Source organism: Dactylosporangium aurantiacum, from assembly GCF_000716715.1.
GTDB lineage: Bacteria > Actinomycetota > Actinomycetes > Mycobacteriales > Micromonosporaceae > Dactylosporangium > Dactylosporangium aurantiacum.
Window position 1 is genome coordinate 41281 of sequence record NZ_JNYJ01000041.1, and the last position, 23114, is coordinate 64394.

Annotated in this window: 1 protein-coding gene; it reads right to left on the reverse strand. The window is 77.9% G+C overall.

The annotated features are described in order from the left end of the window. Positions 1-17 precede the first annotated feature (17 nt). Entirely contained in the window at positions 18-23102 is a 23085-nt protein-coding gene (locus tag OP18_RS37090) for a non-ribosomal peptide synthetase (RefSeq protein ID WP_081971428.1), read from the reverse strand. Positions 23103-23114 lie beyond the last annotated feature (12 nt).

Here is a 23114-nt window from a genome sequence, read left to right on the forward strand (position 1 = left end):
CGCCCCCTTCCGTCCGCTCAGAGCGCCCCGGCCACCAGCGGCCCGAGCCGCTCCAGCACCCCGGGGTCGAGCAGCTCCGAGTGCCCGCAGGCGATCCCGACCGTCCTCAGTCGACCGTCCACATGGGATCGCCAGCCGTCCGACGCCGTACCGGCGAAACCGCGCTCCGGCACGGTCGCGTCGACGAACAGCACGTCGGCGGCGAGGACCCCGGGCCGCGTCCCGGCCGTCATCCGGTCGCTGTCGAGGTAGTTCTCCACCACCCGGGCGATCTGCGCGTCGGTGAGCGCGGCCACGCCACCACCGGCCGCCCGCACGAACGCCACCGCGTCCGCCACGGTCGGTGCCGCGTCCACCGGTACGTCGTAGCCCAGCTCCCGCAGCAGCGCCGCGACCGCCTCCGGCCCGTCCCAGTCGCCGGAGGTCCCGGTGGTCGCGGGGATCCGGGTGTCGAGCATGCCGACGAACGGCACGTCCCGCCCGGCCGCGAGCAGCCGGCCGGCGAGCGCGTGCGCGACCGCGCCGCCGAACGACCAGCCGAGCAGCCGCACCGGCCCGTCCGGGGCGATCTCGGTGACCCGGGCGGCCAGCTCGGCGGCGAGGTCGTCGAGGGTGGCCGGCAGGTCGGTGGCCCGGCTCAGCCTCGGCGACTGCAGCCCGATGACCGGCACGTCGGCCGGCAGGTGCCGCTTGAGCCCGGCGAACTGCCACACCAGGCCGCTGGCCGGCGGCAGGCAGAACAGCGGCGGCGCGCCCCCACCGGCGTGCAGCGTGACGACCGGGGCCAGGGCGTCGCCGGGCGGCAGGGCACCGTCGAGCCGGCGGGCCAGGCCCCGCACGGTCGGCGCGGTGAACAGGTCCGCGACCGGCACGTCGACGCCGAGCTCCCGCCGGACCGCGGCGGCGAGCCGGACCAGCAGCAGCGAGTGCGCGCCGAGGGCGAAGAAGTCGTCGCCGACCCCGACCGCCGCGACCCCGAGCACCTCGGCGGTCAGCTCGCACAGCCGGGCCTCGGTGCGGCTGCGCGGCCGGTCCCCCGCCGTCGCGGCGGTGAACTCAGGATCGGGCAGCGCGGCCCGGTCGACCTTGCCGTTCGGCGTCTGCGGCACCGCGTCGAGGACCACGAACGCCGCCGGCACCATGTACCCGGGCAGCCGGTCGGCGAGGTACCGGCCGAGGTCACCCACGTCGCCACCGTCCACTGTGGTCACGTAGCCGATGAGCCGGCCGTCGCGGGCGGCGACGACCGCGCGGGCCACCGCCGGGTGCGCGGCGAGGACCGCCTCGACCTCGCCCAGCTCGATGCGGTGGCCGCGGACCTTCACCTGGAAGTCGGTGCGGCCCAGGAACTCCAGGTCCCCGCCGGGCAGCCGGCGCACGAGGTCGCCGGTGCGGTACAGGCGGCCGCCACCGTCGGTGGCCACGAACCGGCCCGCGGTGAGCCCGGGCCGGCCGAGGTAGCCGCGGGTCACCTGGGCGCCGCCGAGGTACAGCTCGCCGGCCACCCCCGGGGGCACCGGCCGCAGCGCCGCGTCCAGCACGACGGCGGTGGTGCCGGGCAGCGGCCGGCCGATGGTGGGCCGGTCCGCGCCGACGGCGGCGGCGGTCGCCCAGACGGTGACCTCGGTGGGCCCGTACAGGTTGGTCACCGACCGGGTCCGCCGGTGCAGCCGCGCGGCGAGGGACGGCGGCAGCGCCTCACCGCCGACCAGGGCCCGCACGCCGGTGAGGTCCACGTCGGACGCCTCCAGCAGCGCCGCCCACAGTGACGGCGTGGCCTGCACGACGGTCGCGCCGCCCGCGAGGGGCGCCAGCAGCGCCGGGTCGCGGACCTCGGCGCCGGAGGCGAGCACGACGCAGCCGCCGGTGCGCAGCGGCTGCAGCAGCTCCAGGACCGAGATGTCGAACGACAGGGTGGTCACGGCGAGGAGCCGGTCCGCGGCGGTCATCGGCACGGCCTCCCCGACCGCGGCGAGGAACGCCTCGAGGTCCCGGTGGGTGACCACGACGCCCTTCGGCCGCCCCGTGGACCCGGAGGTGTAGATGACGTACGCGGCGCTGTCCGGCGCCACCGGCACCTGCGGTGGCGCGTCGCCGGAAGGCAGGTCGGTGTCCGGGTCGAGCACCACGACCGGCCGGGCGTCGTCCACCATGAACGCCAGCCGCTCGGCCGGGAACGCGGGGTCCAGCGGCAGGTAGGCCGCGCCGGTCTTGTGCACCGCGAGGACCGCCACGACGAGGTCGGCGGTGCGCGGCAGCGCGATCCCGACGAGCCGCTCCGGCCCGGCGCCCTGGGCGGCCAGCGCCGCGGCGAGCCGGTCGGAGGCGGCGTCGAGCTCGGCGTAGCTCCAGGTGCGCCCGGCGCTGACGAGCGCGTCGGCGTGCGGGGCCCGGGCCGCGTGACCACGGAACGCGGCGACCCACGACCCGGTGGCCGGCAGCGGACCGCCGGCCTGCCAGGCGGCGAGGTCGGCCTCGTCGGCGGGGGCGAGCAGCGCCGCCTCGCGGACCGGGCGGCCGGGGTGCCCGGCCAGGTCGGTGAGGAGCCGCACGAGCCGCCCGGTGAGCCGTTCGGCGGTGCCGGCGGTGAAGCGGGCGGTGTCGTACTCGACGGTGACGTCGACGGTGTCTCCGGCGGTGTCTCCGGCGGTGTCTCCGGCGGTGACGAACGTGACGTTGAGGTCGACCTTCGCGTCGGCGGCGTGGCCGGGCTCCGGCCCGACTGGCAGGCCCAGGACGGTGCCGTCGCCGCCGGAGCGCTGATGGTAGCCGATCATCACCTGGAACAGCGGGTTGCGCCCGGCCGCGCGTGGCGGGTTGACCGCCTCGACGACCTGCTGGAACGGCAGCTCGGCGTGGTCGAACGCGGCGAGGTCGGCGGCGCGGACCCGCCGCAGCAGGTCGGTGTAGGTCGGCGTGCCCGACAGGTCCGTGCGCAGCACCACGGTGTTGACGAAGAAGCCGACGAGGTCGGTCAGCGCCGGGTCGCCGCGGCCCGACGTGGGGGTGCCGATCGGGATGTCGTCGCCGGCGCCGTGCCGCGACAGCAGGACCGCGAGCCCGGCGTGCAGGGCCATGAACAGGCTCGCGGACTGCTCCGCGGCGATGGCGCGCAGCCGGGCGACGAGGCCGGCGGGCAGCGTCGCGGTGGCCTGCCCGGCGGGGCCGGGCGCGGTGCGCGGCAGCGCGCCGGGCAGCGGGATCTCCTCCGGCAGGCCGCGCAGCCGCTCCTGCCAGAACCGCCGGGACGTCGCGTGGCCGCTGTCCGGGTCGGCCGGGTCGCCGAGCACGTCGGCCTGCCAGGCGGCGTAGTCGGCGTACTGCACCGGCAGCGGCGCCCACGCCGGGGCCTGCCCGGCGAGGCGGGCCGTGTACGCCTCGGTGAGGTCGCGCAGCAGCGGCCGGTCCGACCACTCGTCCATCGCGATGTGGTGCAGCACCAGCGCGAGCAGCGTGCCGCCGCCGGGCCCGGCGACGACGGCGGCCCGGATCGGCGGCTCCACGGCGAGATCGAACGGGCGGGACAGAGCGTCGTCGAACCGGTCGTGCACCGGCACCCGCACCGACGGCAGGATCCGCTGCCCGTCGAGGGTGACGAGGGTGCGCAGCACCTCGTGCCGGTCGGTCACGTCGCCCAGCGCGGCCCGCAGGGCAGCGGGGTCCACGGTCCCCCGCAGCCGCATGACGAGCGGGTAGTTGTACGCGGTGGAGGCCGGGTCGAGGTGGTGCAGCAGCAGGAGCCGCTCCTGCGCCGGGGACAGCGGGATCCGCTCCGGCCGCGGCCGGGCGGTCAGCGCGGGCCGCGCGCCCCCGGTGCCCGTCGCCAGCAGCAACGCCAGCCGTTCCGGGGTCGGCGCGTCGAACAGGGCGCGCAGCGGCAGGTCGGCGCCGAGGTCAGCGCGGAGCCGGCCGAGGAGCCGCATCGCGATGAGCGAGTGGCCGCCCCGGTCGAAGAAGTCGTCCTCGACGCCGTACCCGGGCACGCCCAGGACCTCGCCGAACACGGCGCACAGCCGCCGTTCGGGGTCCGTGGCCGGGGCGCGCCCGCCGGTGGCCACCGATTGCGGCTCCGGCAGCGCCGCGACGTCGAGCTTGCCGTTGACGGTCAGCGGCAGGGCGGGCACCACGGCGTACGCGGCGGGCACCAGGTACGCCGGCAGCGACGCCTTCAGCGCACCACGCAGCGCGGCCACGTCGAACGGGTCGGCGTCGGGCACCACGTACGCGACGAGGCGCTTGCCGCCGGCCCCGTCGGCGGCGGCGAGGACCGCGCACCGCCGCACGCCGGGCTGCGCCGCGACGGCGGCCTGGACCTCGCCGAGCTCGACGCGGTGCCCGCGGATCTTCACCTGGTCGTCGGTGCGGCCGAGGAAGTCCAGCAGCCCGTCGGGCCGGACCCGGACGAGGTCGCCGGTGCGGTACATGCGCCCGCCGGGGACCGCGGGGTCGGCGACGAACCGCCCGGCGGTCAGCCCGGGCCGGCGCAGGTAGCCGCGGGCCAGCCCGGCGCCGGTGACGTACAGCTCGCCCGGCACCCCCGGCGGGACCGGGCGCAGCCAGTCGTCCAGCACGTAGCCGCGGGTGTTCCGGATCGGGGTGCCGACGGTGGAGGTGGCGCTGTCGGTGGTGCCGCCGCCGAGGGTGTTGATGGTGTACTCGGTGGGGCCGTACAGGTTGTAGCCGAGGACGCCGTCGGTGTCGCGCAGCGTCGCCCACAGCCCCTCCGGCACGTGCTCGCCGCCGAGCAGCACCAGCGCCGGCCGGTGCGCGCCGTCGAGCAGGCCCGCGTCGATGAGGTGCTGCGCGTACGTCGGGGTGACGTTGACGACGTCGACGCGGGCCTGCGCGCAGTAGGCGGCGAGCGCGACCGCGTCGCGGCGCAGGTGCTCGTCGCACACGTGCACGTGGTGGCCCTCGACCAGCCACAGCAGCTCCTCCCACGACATGTCGAAGGAGAACGACACGGTGTGGGCGATGGTGAGAGTACGGCCGCCCTGCGCGGCGACCGTCGGGGCGAAGATCGCCTGCCGGTGGTTCTGCTGCATGTTCGTCAGCCCCAGGTACGGGGTGACCACACCCTTCGGCCGGCCGGTCGAGCCGGACGTGTAGATGACGTACGCGGGGTGCCGCAGGCGGCCGGGCGTGCCGGGCGCGAACGCGCCGAGCTCCTCGCCGGTCAGCGGCGCGGCGGACTCCGCGGACAGGTCGAGGGTGTCGAGGCGGACCCCGTCGAGCCGGCCGGCGGTCAGGACGATCGCCGGGCCGGCGTCCTCGATCATCGCCAGGAGCCGCTCGTCGGGGTGGTCGAGCTCCAGCGGCAGGTACGCCGCGCCGGTGCGCAGCACCGCGAACAGCGCGACGACCATGTCGACGCAGCGCGGCAGGGCGAGGGCGACGATGCGTTCGGGGCCGGCGCCGAGCCGCAGCAGGTGCCTGGCCAGGCGGTTGACGCGGGCGTCGAGGTCGGCGTACGTGACGGTGACCGGGCCGCAGGTGAGCGCGGGCGCGTCCGGGGTGCGGGCCGCCTGGGCCGCCATCAGCTCGGCGACGGTCTCCGGCAGGACCTGCCCCGGCACCCCCTCCAGGGCCGCGCCCGCGGCGACCGGCAGCGCCGCGACCGGCGCCGCGACGTCGTCGGCGAGGGCCAGCAGCACCCGCTCCAGCCGGTCGAGCAGCGCCTCGGCCTCGCCGGCCGGGACGACGTCGGCGCGGTGCTCCAGCCGGATCCGCAGCCGCCGCCCGGGCGTGACGACCCAGGTCAGCGGGTAGTGGGTGGCGTCGACCGCGGTGACGCCGACGATCCCGTGCTCGGTCTCCAGGTCCGTGAACGTGTCGTCGTCGAGGAAGTTCTGCAGCACGTACAGGCTGTCGAACAGGGTGGTGCGCCCGGCGGCGCGCTGGATCTCGCCGAGGCCGAGGTACTCGTGCGGCATCAGGTCGATCCGCTCGGCCTGGACGCGGCGCAGCAGACCGGCGGCGGGCTCGCCGGGGGCGAGGGTGACCCTCGCCGGGACGGTGTTGAGGAAGACGCCGACGACCTCGTCGATGCCGGGCAGCTCGGTGGGGCGGCCGGCGACGGTGGTGCCGAACACGGCCTCCTTGCGGCCGGTGGCGTGCGCGAGGACGACGCCGAGCGCGGCGCTGAGCACGGCGTTGAGGGTGACCCCCTGGGCGCGGGCCTGCGCGGTGAGCCGGGCCGTGTCCTCCTCGGTGAGCTGCCGGGCGATGCTGGTGGCCAGGACCGGCCGGGTCCCGGCGGCCGCCGGGTACAGCACCGTCGGCTCGAGGCCACGCAGCGCGTCGGCCCATGCCCGCGCCGACGCCGCGGTGTCCTGCCCGGCGAGCCAGTCGAGGTAGTCGGTGAACCGGGCCGCCGGCGGCGCCGGGGCCCGCCCGGCGTAGTGCGCGAACAGGTCCCGCAGCACCAGCTCCCGGGACCAGCCGTCCCACAGCAGCAGGTGGTAGGTGAACAGCAGCCGGTCGGTGCCGTCGGGCCGGCGCAGCACGGTGAGCCGGGCCAGCGGCGGGGCGGCCAGGTCGAACGGCCGGGTCCGGTCCGCGGCCATGACGGCGTCCAGGTCGCCGGTCGCCACGACGGTCACCTCACCGCGCAGGGCGGGGGCGGGCACGGCGACCGGGCCGCCGTCGCGCGTGGTGAAGCCGATCCGGATCGCCGGGTGCCGCGTAAGCACCGCCGTCCAGGCGGCGGCGAGCCGGTCGGGGTCGAGCCGGCCGGCGAAGTCGAACGCGTTCTGCGCCACGTACACGTCGGCGTCGCCGGCGAGGCGGGCCTGCACGTACAGGCCCTCCTGCAGCGGGGACAGCGGCCACACCCGCTCGACGGGCGCGCACAGGTCCCGCATCGCGGCCGCCCAGTGCGCCGCCAGGCCGGGCACGTCCAGGCCCTCGTCGGCGTAGGTGAGCACGGCCCGCAGCCGCGGCCCGTCGGGGGTGACGTGGCAGGCGGCGTTGATCTCCAGCAGGTACGGGGTGCCGAGGTCCGGGTCGGGTGCGGTACGCAGCGCGCCGGCCTCCGGGGCGGTGTCCCAGTCGGCGCCGGACGGCGCCGGGAACCGGCCCAGGTAGTTGAACAGCACCTGGGGCGTGCCGAGCCGGGCCAGGGCCGGCGCGGTGCGGGCGTTGGCGTAGCGCAGCAGCCCGAAGCCGAGCCCGTCGCCCGGTGCGGCCGTGACGTGCCGGTGCGTCTCGGCGAGCGCCGCCGGCCCGTCCGGCACGGCCGGCAGCCGCACCGGGGCGATGGCGGTGAACCAGCCGACGGTGCGGGACAGGTCGGCGCCGTCGAGCTCCTCCCGCCCGTGCCGCTCCAGGTCGACGGTGAGCGGCGCGTCCGCCGCGGACCGCCCGGCCCGCCACCGGCTGACCGCGATCCGCAGCGCGGCGACGAGCACCGTGGTGACGTCGACCCCGGCGGCGGCCGGCACGGCGCCGAGCAGCGGCCCGGTGACCTCCGGCGGCAGGCGCAGCTCGTGCTCGCGGGTCCGGCCGACGGTCAGCCCGGCGGTGTGCCGGGACGCGTCGAGCTCGCCGCCTGGGGCGAGGGCGGCGGCCCAGTGCTCGAACTCGCCGAGCCGCGCCGCCTGGCCGGCCTGCTCGTGCAGGCGCCGGGCGTACGCGCGCAGCGACGTGCCGGTGACCGGGGCGGCGGCGGTGCCGTCGCGCAGGTCGTCGGTGATGATCCGCCAGGACACGCCGTCGACGACCAGGTGGTGGGCGACCAGCAGCAGCCGGCCCCGCTCCCCCGGCCCGCGGTCGAACCAGACGGCCTGCAGCATCGTGCCGGCGTCCGGGTCGAGCCGGTCGGTGGCGGCGTCGGACTCGGCACCGACCAGCTCGCGCAGCGCGGCGTCGTCGAGCCCGGCCGCGGCGACCCGCCGCACGTCGACGGCGGGCGGCTGCGAGGGCGGGCGGGCCTCGAGGGACCACAGCATCGGCGACGGGCGGTGCAGCCGCAGCCGCAGCGCGTCGTGGCGGCGCACCAGACCGTCGACGAGCGCGGTGACCGCGTCGTGGCTGAGGCCGGCCGGGGTGAGCAGCAGGTCCGCCTGGTTGTGCCGGTGGATGCGGCCGCCCAGCTCGGCGAGGCGCTGCACGATCGGCAGCAGCGGCACCTCCCCGACGCCGTCCGGGTCCGGCTGGGCGGTGACGGCCGGCGCGGCGGACGGCGACGGCGCGACGGACGGCGACGGCTCGGCGGACGGCGACGGCTCGGCGGACGGCGACGGCTCGGCGGACGGCGACGGCTCGGCGGACGGCGACGGCTCGGCGAGGGTGGCGAGGGCCGCGGCGGTGCGGTGGACGAACACGTCCCGCGGGGTGATGGGCAGCCCGGCCCGGCGGGCCCGGTTCGCCAGCTGGATCGCGATGATGCTGTCGCCGCCGACGGTGAAGAAGTCCTCGTCGGGTCCGACGGCGGTGACGCCGACGACCTCGGCGATCAGCTCCCGCAGCAGCCGCCGGGCCGCCGTCTCCCCCGTCTCGACCTCGACCGGCGCGGCCCGTTCGCCGCTCGGCGCCGGCAGCGCGGCCCGGTCGAGCTTGCCGTTGACGGTCAGCGGCAGCGCCGGCAGCCGCACGTACGCGGCCGGGAGCATGTAGTCCGGCAGCCGCCCGGCGAGCCGCGCCCGGACCGTCGCGTCGTCCACTGTGGACGCTCCGGCGAGGTAGGCGACGAGCCGCCCGTCGTGCAGGGTGACGGCGGCGTCGGTGCCGCCGACGGCGTCCAGCAGCGCGGCCTCGATCTCGCCCGGCTCGATGCGGTAGCCGCGGACCTTGACCTGGTGGTCGGAGCGGCCGGCGTAGACGAGGTCGCCACGGTCGGTCCAGGTGGCGAGGTCGCCGCTGCGGTACAGCCGGCCGGGGCCGAACGGGTTCGCCACGAACCGGGCCGCGGTGAGCCCGGGCCGGTCGAGGTAGCCGCGGGCGAGCTGGTCGCCGGCGACGTACAGCTCACCGGTGACCCCGGCCGGCACCGGGCGCAGCCGCTCGTCGAGCAGGTACGCGCGCAGACCGGGCAGCGCGGCGCCGATGACGCTGCCGGTGTCGGCCCGGCGCAGCGCCCGGAACGTGACGTGCACGGTGGTCTCGGTGATGCCGTACATGTTGACCAGCAGCGGCGCGTCGTCGGCGTGGGTGGCGTACCAGCCGCGCAGCCGCCCCGGGTCGAGGGCCTCGCCGCCGAACACGACGTAGCGCAGCGCGAGCCCGCCGGTGTCCTCGGCGGTGAGCGGGTAGAACGCCGACGGGGTCTGGTTGAGCACCGTGACCCGTTCGGCGCGCAGCAGCTCGGCGAAGCGGCGCGGGTCGCGGGCGACGTCGCCGTCGACGAGGACGAGCCGGCCGCCGTGCAGCAGGGCGCCCCACAGCTCCCAGACGGAGAAGTCGAACGCGGCGGAGTGGAACATCGTCCACACGTCGTCGGGGCCGAACGTGAACAGCCGCTCGGCGGCGGCGAACAGGGTCAGCACGTTGCGGTGGGTGACCGCGACGCCCTTCGGCCGGCCGGTCGAGCCGGACGTGTAGATGACGTACGCCGTGTTGTCCGGCCGCGGCCGGGTGACGGTGCCGGGGCCGGGCGCGGGCAGCGGGCGGTCGACGAGGACCGTCGGGACGGCGGTGTCCAGCACGGCGGCGGTGGCGGCGTCGGTGAGCAGGCACACGGGCGCGGCGTCGGTGAGGATGTACGCGGTGCGGGCGGCCGGCGCGCCGGTGTCGACGGGTACGTAGCAGCCGCCGGCGCGGATGACGGCGAGCAGCGCGACGACGAGGTCGGTGCCGCGGGGCAGCGCGACGGCGACCCGCGACTCGGGCCGCACCCCGCGCGCGGTCAGTACGCGGGCCAGCCGGTCGGCCCGGGCGTCGAGCTCGGCGTAGGTGAGCCGGTCCGTGCCGTGGCTGACGGCGACCGCCGCCGGGTCCACCGCGGCGCGGCGCTCGGCGAGCGTCCCGGTGACCGCCGGCAGCTCCGCCGCGACGCCGCGCTCGACCAGGGCCCCGGTGACCGCCGGGGGCTGTCCGGGCGTGGCGGCGGTGAGGGCTCCGACCGGGGCGGCCAGGCCGGCGGTGAAGGCGCGCAGGATCGTCTCGACCTCGGCGAGCAGCCCCCGGGCCCGGGCGGCGCCGACGAGCGCCACGTCGTACTTGATCTCCAGGGTGAGCGCGTCGCCGGGGAACGCGACCAGCGCGACCGGGTAGTGCGGCGAGTCGGTGCCGGTGAACCCGTCGACCCGCAGCGCCGAGCGGTCGCCTGCGCGCACCGCGGGGAAGTTCTCCACCACGACCATCGAGTCGAACAGCTCGCGCACCCCGGCGAGGCGGGCGAGCTCGGCGAGGCCGACGTGCTGGGCGTCCAGCACCTCGGTCTGCCGGTCCTGCAGGCGGGTCAGCACCGCGCCGAGCGGCTCGTCGGGCCGCCACGCCATCGGCAGCGGCAGTGTGTTGATGAGCAGCCCGACCACCGTCTCGACGCCGGGCAGGTCGCCGCCGCGGCCGGAGACGGTCGAGCCGAACACGACCCGGTCCCGGCCGAGGAGCCGGCCGAGCAGCAGCCCCCAGGCGGCGTGCACGGCGGTGCCCAGGGTGACGCCGTGCGCGCGGACCGCGGCGGCGAGGTCCGCGGTGTCCTGTGTGGACAGTGCGTGGTGGACGCTGTCGTGCGCGGCGACGGGGCTGCCGGCCGGGTACAGCAGCGAGGGGGTCACCCCGTCCAGGGCGCGGGTCCACACGGCGCGGGCCGCGCCCCGGTCGCGGGCCGCGACGGCCTCGACGTGGTCGCGGAACGTGGTCGCGGGTGCGGGCAGGTCGGCGCCGAGCTCGTACGCGGCGACGATGTCGCCGAACACCAGCGGGTAGGACCAGCCGTCGGCGAGGACGTGGTGCATGGTCTCGACGAGGCGGTGGTCGTGCTCGCCGAGGGACACCAGCGCGTAGCGCAGCGCGGGCGGCCGGGCCAGGTCGAACGGCCGGGCCAGCTCGTCGGCGGCGACGGCGGCCAGGACGCCGAGGTCGCCGCGCTCGTGCCGCCACGGCACGTCCACGGCGGGCGCGATCGCCTGCACGATCCGGCCGTCGCGCAGCTCCCGGAAGCCGGCGCGCAGGGCGGCGTGCCGGCGCACCGTCGCCTCGACCGCGGCGCGCAGCCGCACCGGGTCGACCGGTCCGGTGAGGCGGGCGATCTGCTGCACCCGGTACGTGTCGGCGCCGGGCTCGGCGAGCGCGTGGTGGACGTACATGCCCTCCTGCAGCGGCAGCAGCGGCAGGATATCCTCGGCGCCGGCGAGGTCGTCGACGTCGCGCTGGGTGAGGCTGACCAGCGGGAAGTCCGACGGGGTGGGCCCGGCGAGGTCCGCGCAGCGGCCGAGGGCGGCGAGGGCCGCCAGCCAGCGCTCCGCGAGCGCGGCGACGTCGGCCTCGGCGAACAGCCCGGCCGGGTAGGACAGTGCCGCGGTGAACGTGACGCCGTCGGGCCCGTCGGCGGCGTACGCGTTGACCTCGAGGGTCATCGCCGGGTTCGCCGGGTCGACGCCCTCGCGCAACGGCCCGGCCGGCGCCCAGTCCGCGGCGCCGCCGGCCGGGAAGCGGCCCAGGTAGTTGAACAGGATCTGCGGCACCGGGCCGGTCAGCTCCTGCCGCAGGTGGCGCAGGACGCCGTAGCCGAGGCCCTTGCCGGGCACGGCCCGCAGCTGCTCCTTGACCGCGCGGGCGGCGCCGGCCAGGGCGGGGCCGGCGGCGAGGACGTCGTCCCACGCGACGGCGCCCGGGTCGAGCCGCACCGGGTGGATGGCGGTGAACCAGCCGACGGTGCGGGACAGGTCGACGTCGGCGCCGTAGACGTCGCCCTCCCGGCCGTGGCCTTCGAGGCTGACCACGACCGCCGGGTCCGGCGCCGGCCGCCAGGCGCGCACGGCGAGGGCGAACGCGGTCAGCAGCACGTCGTTGACGGTGCCGTGCATGGCCGCCGGGGCCCGGTTGAGGGCGGCGCCGCTGTCGGCGGCCGACAGCGTGACGGTGACGGTCCGCACGGTCGCGGCGGTGTCGACGGCCGGGTCGGCGGCGCGGGCGCCGAGGAGCGGATCGGGGGTGGCCAGGACGGCGCGCCAGTGGCCGGTCTCGGCGGCGAACCGCCCGGAGCGCTCGGCGGCCAGCCGGGCCCAGCCGCGGAACGACGCCGGGGCCGGCTCCAGCGCGACGGGCCGGCCGGCGGCGGCGTCGGACCAGGCGCGGGCCAGGTCGGCGCCGATGATGCGCCAGGAGACGCCGTCGACGACGAGGTGGTGCGCGACGAGCAGCAGCCGCCGGCCGGCGGGCGACCAGACGGCCTGGAGCATGACGCCGCGGTGCGGGTCGAGCCGCGCCACCGCGGCGGCCAGGGCGGCCTCGTCGGGCTCGCCCTCGGTGACCGGCACGGGGCGGCCGGCGGGCGGGACGGTGAACGTCCAGTCGGGGGTGACGACGGCCCGCAGCAGGTGGTGGGTGCCGACGAGGGCGCGCAGCACCGCGTCGAGCGCGGGCCGGGTCAGCCCGGCCGGGGTGCGGAACGTCATCGCCTGGTGGAAGCCGGTCAGCGGGGTCGCCGCCGCGCGGGTCTCGGCGAGCATCGGGGTCAGCGGCACGGTGCCGACGCCGTCGTCCTCCCGCTGCCCCGGGTCGGCCGTGGCCGCGACCGCGGGCAGCGCGGCGACGACGGCCTGGACGGTGCGGCGGCGGAAGATGTCGCGGGGGGTGACCGGCAGCCCTTCGCGGCGGGCCCGGCCGGCGACCGCGATGGAGCCGATGCTGTCGCCGCCGGCGACGAAGAAGTCCTCGTCGACGCCGACCGCGGGCAGGCCCAGGACGTCGGCGTAGATCGCGCACAGCACCCGCTCGCGCTCGTCGCGCGGGCCCTGCACGGCGCCGGCGCCGCCGGGGGCGGCCGGCTCGGGCAGCGCGGCGAGGTCGAGCTTGCCGTTGACGGTGAGCGGCAGCGCGTCCACGACGCCGTACAGCGCCGGCACCAGGTACGACGGCAGCCGCTGCGCCAGCGCCGCCCGGACCGCACCGGCCAGGCCGGTCGGGTCGCCGGCCGGCACCAGGTACGCGACGAGCTTGCGCAGCCCCGGCACGGTGCCGTCGGCGCGGGCGACCACGGCGGCCTGCCGGACCCCGGGCACGGCGGCGACGGCGGCCTCGACCTCGCCGAGCTCGACCCGGTAGCCGCGGATCTTCACCTGGTCGTCGGTGCGGCCGAGGAAGTCCAGCAGCCCGTCGGGCCGCTCGCGCACGAGGTCGCCGGTGCGGTACATGCGCCCGCCGGGGGTGTTCGGGTCGGCGACGAACCGGGCGGCGGTGAGCCCGGCGGCGCGCAGGTAGCCGCGGGCCAGGCCGGCACCGGCGACGTACAGCTCACCGGCGGTGCCGGGCAGGACCGGCCGCAGGAACGCGTCGAGGACGTAGCCGCGGGTGTTCCAGATGGGCCGCCCGACGGTCGGGGTGGCGCTGTCGTCCGTGCCCGCGCCGAGGGTGTTGATCGTGTACTCGGTGGGGCCGTACAGGTTGTAGCCGGTCGACCCGCCGGAGCCGCGCAGCCGGGACCACACGGCGTCGGAGACCGCCTCCCCACCCAGCAGCACCAGGCACGGCGGGTAGCCGGCCGGGTCGAGCAGGCCCTCGTCGAACAGGTGGTGCGCGTACGTCGGCGTCACGTTGATCACGTCGACGCGCCGCGTCCGGCAGTACGCGACGAGCGCGACGGCGTCCCGGCGCAGCTCCTCGTCGCACACGTGCACCTCGTGGCCCTCCACGAGCCACAGCAGCTCCTCCCACGACATGTCGAAGGAGAACGACACGGTGTGCGCGATGCGCAGCCGGTCCCGGCCGGCGGCCCGGGCGCGGGCGACCGCCGGGGCGAAGATCTCCGCCCGGTGGTTGAGCTGCATGTTGGTGAGGCCGCGGTACGGGGTGACGACGCCCTTCGGCCGGCCCGTCGACCCGGAGGTGTAGATGACGTACGCGGGGCGGTCCAGGCGGTGCGGGTCGGCGGGCACCGGCGGCGGGTCCGCCGGGAACGGCGCGGCGTCGGCGGGGGCGACCACGGCGCCGTCGAACCGGCCGGCCAGGGGCGTGCCGGGCGGCGCGACGAGCAGCACCGGCCGGGCGTCGTCGAGCATGCCGGCCAGCCGGTCGACGGGGTGGTCCAGGTCCAGCGGCAGGTACGCCGCACCCGCCCGCAGCACCGCGAACAGCGCGACGACCATGTCGACGCCGCGGGGCAGGGCGAGCGCGACGATGCGTTCCGGGCCGGCGCCGCCCGCCAGCAGCAGCCGGGCGGTGCGGTTCACCCGGGCGTCGAGCTCGGCGTAGGTGAGCGCCTCCGCGCCGGCGACCAGGGCGGTGTCGGCGGGGCACGCGGCGGCCCGCTCGGCGAGCAGGTCGGCGATGGTCGCGGTGCCGATCGGGTGCCCGGTGGCCCGCCACGCGGCGCGCAGCGCCGCCGTTTCGGCGGCCGAGCGCAGGTCCAGGGCGCCGACGGCGACGTCGAGGCCGCCGGCCAGGGTGGTGAGCAGCCGCACGAGCCGGTCGGTCAGCGCCGCCGCCTGTGCCCGGGTGAACACGTCGGGGCGGTACTCGAGCTTGACGCGCAGGTTCGCGCCGGGGGTGAGGACCCAGGTCAGCGGGTAGTGGGTGGTGTCGGTGTAGTCGACGGCGGCGATGCCGTGCTCGCGTTCCAGGTCGGCGAACGTGTCGTCGGCGAGGAAGTTCTGCAGCACGTACAGCACGTCGAAGAGCTGCTCGTGCCCGGCGGCGCGCTGGATCTCGCCGAGGCCGAGGTACTCGTGCGGGCCGAGGTCGAGCCGGGCGGCCTGGGCGCGGCGGGCGAGGTCCAGCACGGTCGCGGCGGCGGTCGCGGTGACCCGGGCGGGCACCGTGTTGAGGAACAGCCCGACGACCCGGTCGATGCCGGGCAGCTCGGTGGGGCGGCCGGCGACGGTGGTGCCGAACACGACGTCGGTGCGGCCCGTCTGGTAGCCCAGCACGATGCCGAGCGCGGCGGTGAGCAGCGCGTTGAGGGTGACGCCGGCGTGCCGGGCCTGTCCGGTGAGGCGGGCGGTGACCCCGGCGGGCAGGGCGGCGAGGACCCGCTCGGACAGCATCGGCGCGCGCCCGGCCGCCTCCGGCGCGACGAGGGTCGCCTCGGTGACGCCGCCGAGCGCGCGGCGCCAGGCGGCCGCGGACGCGGCCGTGTCGCGGGTGGCGAGCCAGCCGAGGTAGTCGGTGAACGAGGCGGCCGGCGCGGCGGGGGTCCGGCCCGCGTACAGCTCGAACAGGTCCCGCAGGACCAGCTCCCGGGACCAGCCGTCCCAGAGCAGGAAATGGCTGGTCAGCAGCAGCGTGTCGGCGCCGTCCGGGGAGCGGGCCACGGTGAGGCGGACCAGCGGCGGCGTTGCCGGGTCGAACGGCTCGGTCCGGTCGCGGGCGACCAGCGCCTCCAGCGCGGCCGCGCCCTCGGCGCCGGCGGGCAGGTCGACCACGGCGACGGCGGCGGGCACGTCGGCGGCGATGACCTGCACCGGCGCGGGGACGCCGGCGCCGACGAACGCGGCCCGCAGCGTCGGGTGCCGGCGCAGCAGCTCGCCGAAGGCGCGGGTCATCGCGTCGACGTCGACGCGCCGGTCGAGCGTGAACACGTTCTGCGCGATGTACGTGCTGGCGACCTGGTCGAACGTGGCCTGGTAGTACACGCCGCGCTGCAACGGCGACAGGTCCCACACCTCGGCGGCCGGCGGGGCCTGCCGGGGCAGCGTCTCCAGGGCGCGCCACCACCGCTCGGCGAGCCCGGCACCGTCCACGCCGGGCACGTGCCGCAGGGTCGCCTCGACCCGGCCGTCGCCGGTGAGGGCGAGGTCGCACTGTACGGCGTACCGGGTGCCGAGCAGCGGGTCGGCGGGCTGCTCGACGGCCAGCCGGGCCCACCCGGCGGGGGCGCCGAAGCCGGTGGTGCGGCACAGGACGCGGGGCTCGGCGGCGCGTTCGAGGGCCTCCAGGGCGCGGCCGACCCGCGGGTTGGCGTGGCGCAGCAGGCCGTGCCCGACGCCGTGGCCGGGTGCGGCGCCGAGCGCGGCGGCGGCGTGGGCGAGCGCCGCGGCGCCGTCCGCGGCGGCGGCGACCCGCACGGGCACGACGGTGGCGCACAGCCCGGCGGTGCGGGTGAGGTCCTCGTCCGGGGTGACCCGCACCAGGTCGCGGGCCGCGCGTTCGACCTCCACGACCAGGTCTGCCGGGTCCTGCACGGCGACGCGCAGCGCCGCGACGGCGGCCAGCTCGGGCGCGGCGGCGAGCTTCGCCGCGACGGCCCCGGCGAAGACGCGGGTGTGCCGGCCGGTGGCGGCGCCGCCGCGGAAGCCGGGTGCCACGTCGGCGCCGGGGCGCAGGACGTCCTGCCAGTGCGGGAACTCCGCGACCCGGCCGGCGCGGGTGGCGTCGTCCTGGGCGACGCGGGCGTGGGCGCGCAGCGGCGTGCCGGCCGGCGGCAGCCGCGGGGTCCGGCCGTCGGCGATCGCGGCGCACGCGGCGGCGAGGTCGTCGGCGACGAGGGTGAGGGTCGCGTCGTCGGCGGCGAGCGGATGCCCGGCGAGCAGCACCTGCCCGGCGTCGTGCGGGCCGGCGTCGAACCACACGACGCCCAGCGTCGCCGCCGGGTCGAGGTCCGCGACGGCGGCCTCGACGGCGCCCTCGGTGCGGCCGCCGGGCAGCGGGACCCGCCGCAGCAGGGTCGCGGCCGGCACGGTGCCGGGGGCGGTGACCTCGAGGGTCAGGAACAGCCCCGCCTCCCGGGTGATCCGCAGCCGCAGCCCGTCATGGTGGTCCAGGACGGCCTGCAGGGCCCGCTCCAGCACCGGCGCGGTGAGCCCGGCGGGCGCCTGGAACAGCGCGAGCCGGGCGGGGGCGCCGGGGGCGTCGGTGAGCCGCTCGGCGGCCGGCAACAGCGGCAGCGGCCCGACCGCCGCCGGGTCCGCCGGCGCCGCGGGGGTCCGCGCGGACAGGTGCGCGTCGAGGGCGCCCGGGGTCCGGTGGTCGAAGATGTCGCGGGTGGTGAGCACGATGCCGTCCTGGGCCAGCCGGTTGATGACGCGGATCGCGGCGATGCTGTCGCCGCCGAGGGCGAAGAAGTCGTCGTCAGGCCCGGCGTCGGTGCCGAGCACGGCGCTGTAACAGGCGCCGATGCGGGCCTGCCGGGCGGTGCGCGGCGGGCCGCCGCGGCCGCGGGTCACGGCCGGCTCCGGCAGCGCGGCCCGGTCGCGTTTGCCGTTGGGCAGCGACGGGATCGCGTCGAGCACGGTGACGGTGGCGGGCACGAGGTACGCGGGCAGCTCGGCGCGCAGCGCGGCGCGGACCGCGGCGGGGTCGACGGCGGCGCCCGGCGCGGCGACGACGTAGCCGGCGAGGGCGTTGCCGCGCCGGACGGCGGCGGCGTCGGCGACGCCGGGGCGGCCGGCCAGGGCGGCCTCGACCTCGGCGAGCTCGACCCGGAAGCCGTTGACCTGCACCTGGTCGTCGGCGCGGCCGAGGAACTCGATCCGCCCGGCGGCGTCGCGGCGGCCGAGGTCACCGGTGCGGTAGAGCCGGTCCCCCGGCGCGCCGAACGGGTCGGCGACGAACCGGGCGGCGGTGGTCCCGGGACGGCCGAGGTAGCCGCGGGCGTTCTGCACGCCACCGACGTAGATCTCACCGGCGGCGCCGTCCGGCACCAGGGTGAGCGCCGCGTCGAGCAGGTGCACCCGGACGCCGGGGACCGCGGTGCCGAGCGGCACCGGGTCGTCCGACGGGGTGACGACCGCGGTGAGGACGTCGCCGGCGACCTCGGAGGAGCCGTAGGAGTTGACGATCTCCGCGGCCGGTGACGCCGCGGCGACCGCCCGCACGACGGCGGGGGTGAGCGCCTCGCCGCTGGTGATCCAGCGGCGCAGCCCACGCAGCCCGGTCCCGGCCCGCTCGGCGATCGCGGCGGCGAGGCCGGGCACGGCGAGCAGCTGCGCGGCGCCGCTGCGCTCGACGAGGCGGCCGAGGGCGGCGCCGTCGGCGGCGGTCGCGTCGTCGGCGAGCACCACGGTAGCGCCGGCGACGAGCCCGCCGAGCAGCTCGGTGGTGCCGTCGACGAAGCTCAGCGAGCTCTTCGCGATGCGGACCGCGGCGGTGGCGGCCGGCCACGCGTCGCGGGCCCAGGCGAGCCGGTTGGCGAGGGCCGCGTGGGTGCCGACGACGGCCTTCGGCTCGCCGGTGGAGCCGGACGTGAACAGCACGGTGGCGGCGTCGGCGCCGGTGAGCCGGGCGGCCCGCAGCTCGCCGGTGGCGGCGGCGACGGCCGGTGCGACGCGCAGCACCGGCAGCCCGTGCGCGGGCAGCGCCGCCGTGCCGTCGGTGAGGACGCACGCGGGAGCGGCGACGCGGAGCATCAGCTCGATGCGGGCGGCCGGGTACGCCGGGTCGACGGGCAGGACCGCGGCGCCCGCGCGCAGCACGCCGAGGACGGCGACGGGCAGGTCGACGGAGCGGGCAACGGCGACGGCGACGAGGTCGCCGCGGCGGACCCCGGCGGCGGCGAGGGCGTGCGCGAGCCGGCCGGAGCGCCGGTCGACCTCCGGGTAGCTCAGCTCCCGCCCGCCGCAGACGACGGCGGTGCGGTCCGGGAACGTCAGCAGGTCCAGGACCGTCCCGGTGTGTGCGGCCGGGGCGGCGGGCACGGCCCGGGCGCCGGACAGCGGGACGGCGCAGGTGCCGTCCAGGGCGGCCAGCAGCGTCTCGTACTGATGCAGCAACCGCGACGCGGTGGCGGTGTCGACGTGCCGGCGGTCGTGGGTGACGGTGACCGTGAACGGGTCGCCGGGGCGGACCATGAGGGTCACCGGGTAGTGCGGCGCCTCGACGACGTCGATGCCGGTGACGCGCAGGTCCCCGCCGGCGACGTCGACGTCGGGGTAGTTCTCCACCACGACGAGCGTGTCGAACAGCTCCGCGACGCCCAGGCGCCGCTGCAGCTCGGTGAGCGGCGCGTGCTCGTGGTCCATGGCGTCGCGCTGGTCGGCGGCGAACCGGGCGACGACCTCGGCGACGCGCTGCCCCGGCGCCCACCGGACCCGGGCCGGGACGGTGTTGATGAGCAGCCCGGCGATGCGTTCGATGCCGGGGACGGCGAGGCCACGGCCGGCGACGGTGGAGCCGAACGTGACGTCGGCGCGGCCGGTGAGCCGGCCGAGCAGCACCCCCCAGACGCCGCCGGCGACGTTGCCGACGGTGACCCCGTGCGCGGTGGCGAAGGCCCGCACGGCGACGGCCGGCCCGGCCGGCAGCGCCCGGGTGACCCGGCCGAAGCCGGCGCCCTCGGCGGGGGGCAGCGCCGCGACCAGCCGGGTCGGCTCGTGCACGCCGTCCAGCAGGCGGTCCCAGACGGTGTGGTCGGTCGCCCGCCCGGCGACGGCGGCGAGGAAGTCGCGGAACGGCACCGGCGGGGGCAGCGCGGCGCCGGCGTACAGCGCCAGGAGGTCGTTGAACATGACCGGCACCGACCAGCCGTCGGCCACGATGTGGTGGACCGTGTGGATGAGCACGTGCCGGTCGGCGGCGAGGCGGGCCAGCGTGAACCGCATCGCCGGCGGCTCGGCGAGGTCGAAGGGGCGGGACCGGTCCACGGCCGCGACGCCGTCGAGGTCCCGCGGGTCGGCGACGGTCACGGTCCGCCACGGCGCGGCGGTGCCGGCGGTGTGCACGGCCACGACATCGCCGGCACCGGTGGGGCGGAACGCGGCGGCGAGGTTCGGGTGCCGCGCCAGGAGCCGGTCGGCGGCGGCGCGCAGCCGGTCCGGGTCGAGGGGCCCGGCGAGCTCGACCCGCTGCTGCACCACGTACGGGTCGGCGCCGCTGGTGTGGGTGGCGTGGAAGTACAGCCCGGCCTGCAGCGGCGCCAGCGGCAGCACGTCGAGCAGGGCACCGTCGTCGAGGCGGTCGACGTCGGCCTGGGCGAGGGGGGCGAGGGGGAAGTCCGACGGGGTGTGCCCGGCGACGCGGGGGTCGGCGGCGATCGCGTCCAGGAGGCCGGTCCAGTGCCCGGCGACGGTCCGCACGGTGTCCTCGTCGAGGACCCCGGCGGGCCAGCTGAACGTGGCCGACAGCACCGGGCCGGCGGCGGTGTCCGTGGTGACCGCGTTGATCTCCAGCACCCGCGGCAGCGGCATGCGCGGGTCGCGGTCCTCGGCGACGGGCCCGCCGGGCGCCGCCACCGCGGTCCACGGCCGGTCGCCGCCGCCGAAGCGGCCCAGGTAGTGCACGAGGACCTGGGGGGCGGCCGCGAGGTCGGCGCGGCCGGCGAGGTGGCGCAGGACGCCGTGGCTGAGGCCGTGCGACGGCACCGCGCGCAGCTGGTCCTTGACGGCCTTCACCGACGCGCCGAGGTCGGTGCCGCCGCCGGCGTCGACGGCGACCGGGTACAGCGTGGTGAACCAGCCGACCGTGCGGGACAGGTCCAGGTCCCCGGCGAGCTCCTCGTGCCGGCCGTGCCCTTCCAGCTCCAGCAGGACGGGTCCGGGGGCGCCGCCGCGCCACCGGTGCACGGCGAGGGCGGCGGCGGTGACGAGAGCGTCGTCGACCCCGCCGTGGATGGCGGCCGGGACGGCGCCGAGCAGCCGGGCGGTGGTGGCGGTGGAGAGGCTGACGGTGAGCCGCCGTTCGGTGGCCACGACGTCGCGGGCCGGGTCCAGGGGGCGGCGGCCGAGCGGCGGGTCGGCGACGGCGGCGACCGCCTGCCAGTACGGGGCGTCGGCGGCGAACCGCCCGTCGCGGGCGGCGCCGCCGAGGGTGGTCGCCCACCGGCGCAGCGACGTCGCGGCCGGCGCCAGCTCGGCGGGGCGGCCGGCTTCGACCGCGTCCCACAGGGCGCGCAGGTCCTCGGCGAGCACGTGCAGGGACACGCCGTCCACGACCATGTGGTGCACGGCGACGACGAGCCGGCCGGGCCCGTCCGGTCCACCGTCGGCCCAGGTGAAGGCGGCCATGGCACCCCGCCGCGGGTCGAGCCGGGCGACGGTCCCGGCCACGGAGGCGTCCGGCGACGGCACGACGGCGGGCACGCGGTCCGGGTCGAACACGGCGATGGTGAGGCGGCCGCCGTCGTCGACCCGGGCGCGCAGCGCGTCGTGCGCCGCGACCAGCGCCGTGACCATCCGCCGCAGGACGTCGTGGGTCAGCCCGGCCGGGGTGTGCAGGGTGACCGCCTGGTAGAACCCGTCGAGGGCGGGCCCGTGCCCGCGCAGCCACGCCACGATCGGCGTGTCCGGCACGGCCCCGGCCCGGTCGACCTCGGCCGCCGGGGCGGCGGCGGCCGTCGCGACCCGCGCCACCGCCTCCGGGGTGCGGTGGGTCAGCAGGTCCCGGGGGCGCAGCGCGATCCCGGCGCGGCGCGCCTCGCGGACCACGCCGATGGCCACGATGCTGTCGCCGCCGAGGGCGAAGAAGTCGTCGTCGGCGGCGACGGGCACGCCGAGCACGGCGGCGAAGATGTCGCACAGCGCCCGTTCCAGGGCCGTGCGCGGAGGGCGGCCGGCGCTGCCGGGCAGCGCCGGCGCGGGCAGGGCGGCCCGGTCGACCTTGCCGTTGGCGTTGACCGGCAGCGCGTCCAGGCGCACGACCGCGCTCGGCACCGCGTACTCCGGCAGCCGCCCCGCGCACCAGGCCAGCAGGTCGGCGTCCTCGGCGGCGATGACGTAACCGACGAGGTGGGCGGCGCCGGCGGCGTTGCGCCGCACCGCGACGGCCGCGTGCCGCACGGCGGGGTGCGCGGCGAGGACGGCCTCGACCTCCTCCAGCTCCAGGCGCATGCCGCGGATCTTCACCTGGTTGTCGGCGCGGCCGACGAACTCCAGCGTGCCGTCCGGCGTCCAGCGGGCCAGGTCGCCGGTGCGGTACAGGCGGCCGCCGAGGGCGCCGAACGGGTTGGCGACGAACCGGGCCGCGGTGAGCCCGGGCGCGTTGACGTAGCCGCGGCCGAGCAGGAACCCGGCGGCGTACAGCTCACCGGTCGCGCCCGGCGGCAGCGGGGTGAGCGTGTCGTCCAGCACGTACAGCTGCGTGTGCGGGTTGGGCCGGCCGATGGAGGTGGCGATGCGCGCGGCGGTGTCGCGGTAGATGACGTGGGAGACGCCGATGGTCGCCTCGGCCGGTCCGTAGCCGTGGTACAGGGTGGTGCCGAGCTGGCTGCGGAACCGTTCGAACAGCTCCGGGGTGAGCACCTCGCCGCCGCACCAGACGTGCTTGAGGCGGGTGAGCCGGCCCTGCCCGCGGTCCATCTCCAGCAGCACGTCGAGCATCGAGGAGACCAGGTACACGAACGTGACCCGTTCGGCGGCGATGAGGTCCAGCAGGTACTGCGGGTCGCGTTCGCCGCCGGGCTCGGCGACGACGACGGTGCCGCCGGACACCAGCGGCAGCAGGATCTCGTTGACCGAGATGTCGAAGGCGAGCGGCGCCTTGAACAGGCCGGCGTCGCCGGGGCCGAAGCCGAGGACCTCCTCGACCTGCCAGCGCAGCCGCTCGCAGATCGCCTCGTGCCGGATCATCGCGCCCTTCGGCCGCCCGGTCGAGCCGGAGGTGAAGACGACGTACGCGAGCCGGCCCGGTGCCAGGTCCAGGTCGAGCGGCTCCGGCGACTCGGCGCCGTGCGCCCACGCGGCGAGGTCCAGGTCGTCCAGCACGATGCGCACGGCGGCGTCGGCGAGGACCTGCCGGCGGCGCTCCGCCGGCCATGCCGGGTCGACGGGCACGAACGCGCCGCCGGCGACCATCGCGGCGAGCACCCCGACGACCATCTCCGCGGAGCGCGGCACGGCGATGCCGACGATCTCCTCGTCGGCGAGGCCGCGCCGGCGCAGCGCGCGGGCCAGCTGGAAGACCCGCGCGCCGAGCTCGGCGTAGGTGAGCCGGGTGCCGCCCGCGACCAGGGCCGGCGCGTCGGGGGTGCGCCGGACCTGGGCGGTGAACAGTGCCGCGACGGTGCCGCGGCGACCGGGCACGGTCGGGTCGTTCCAGTCGTCCAGCTGCCGCAGCACGTCCACTGTGGACACGGTCGTCCCTGC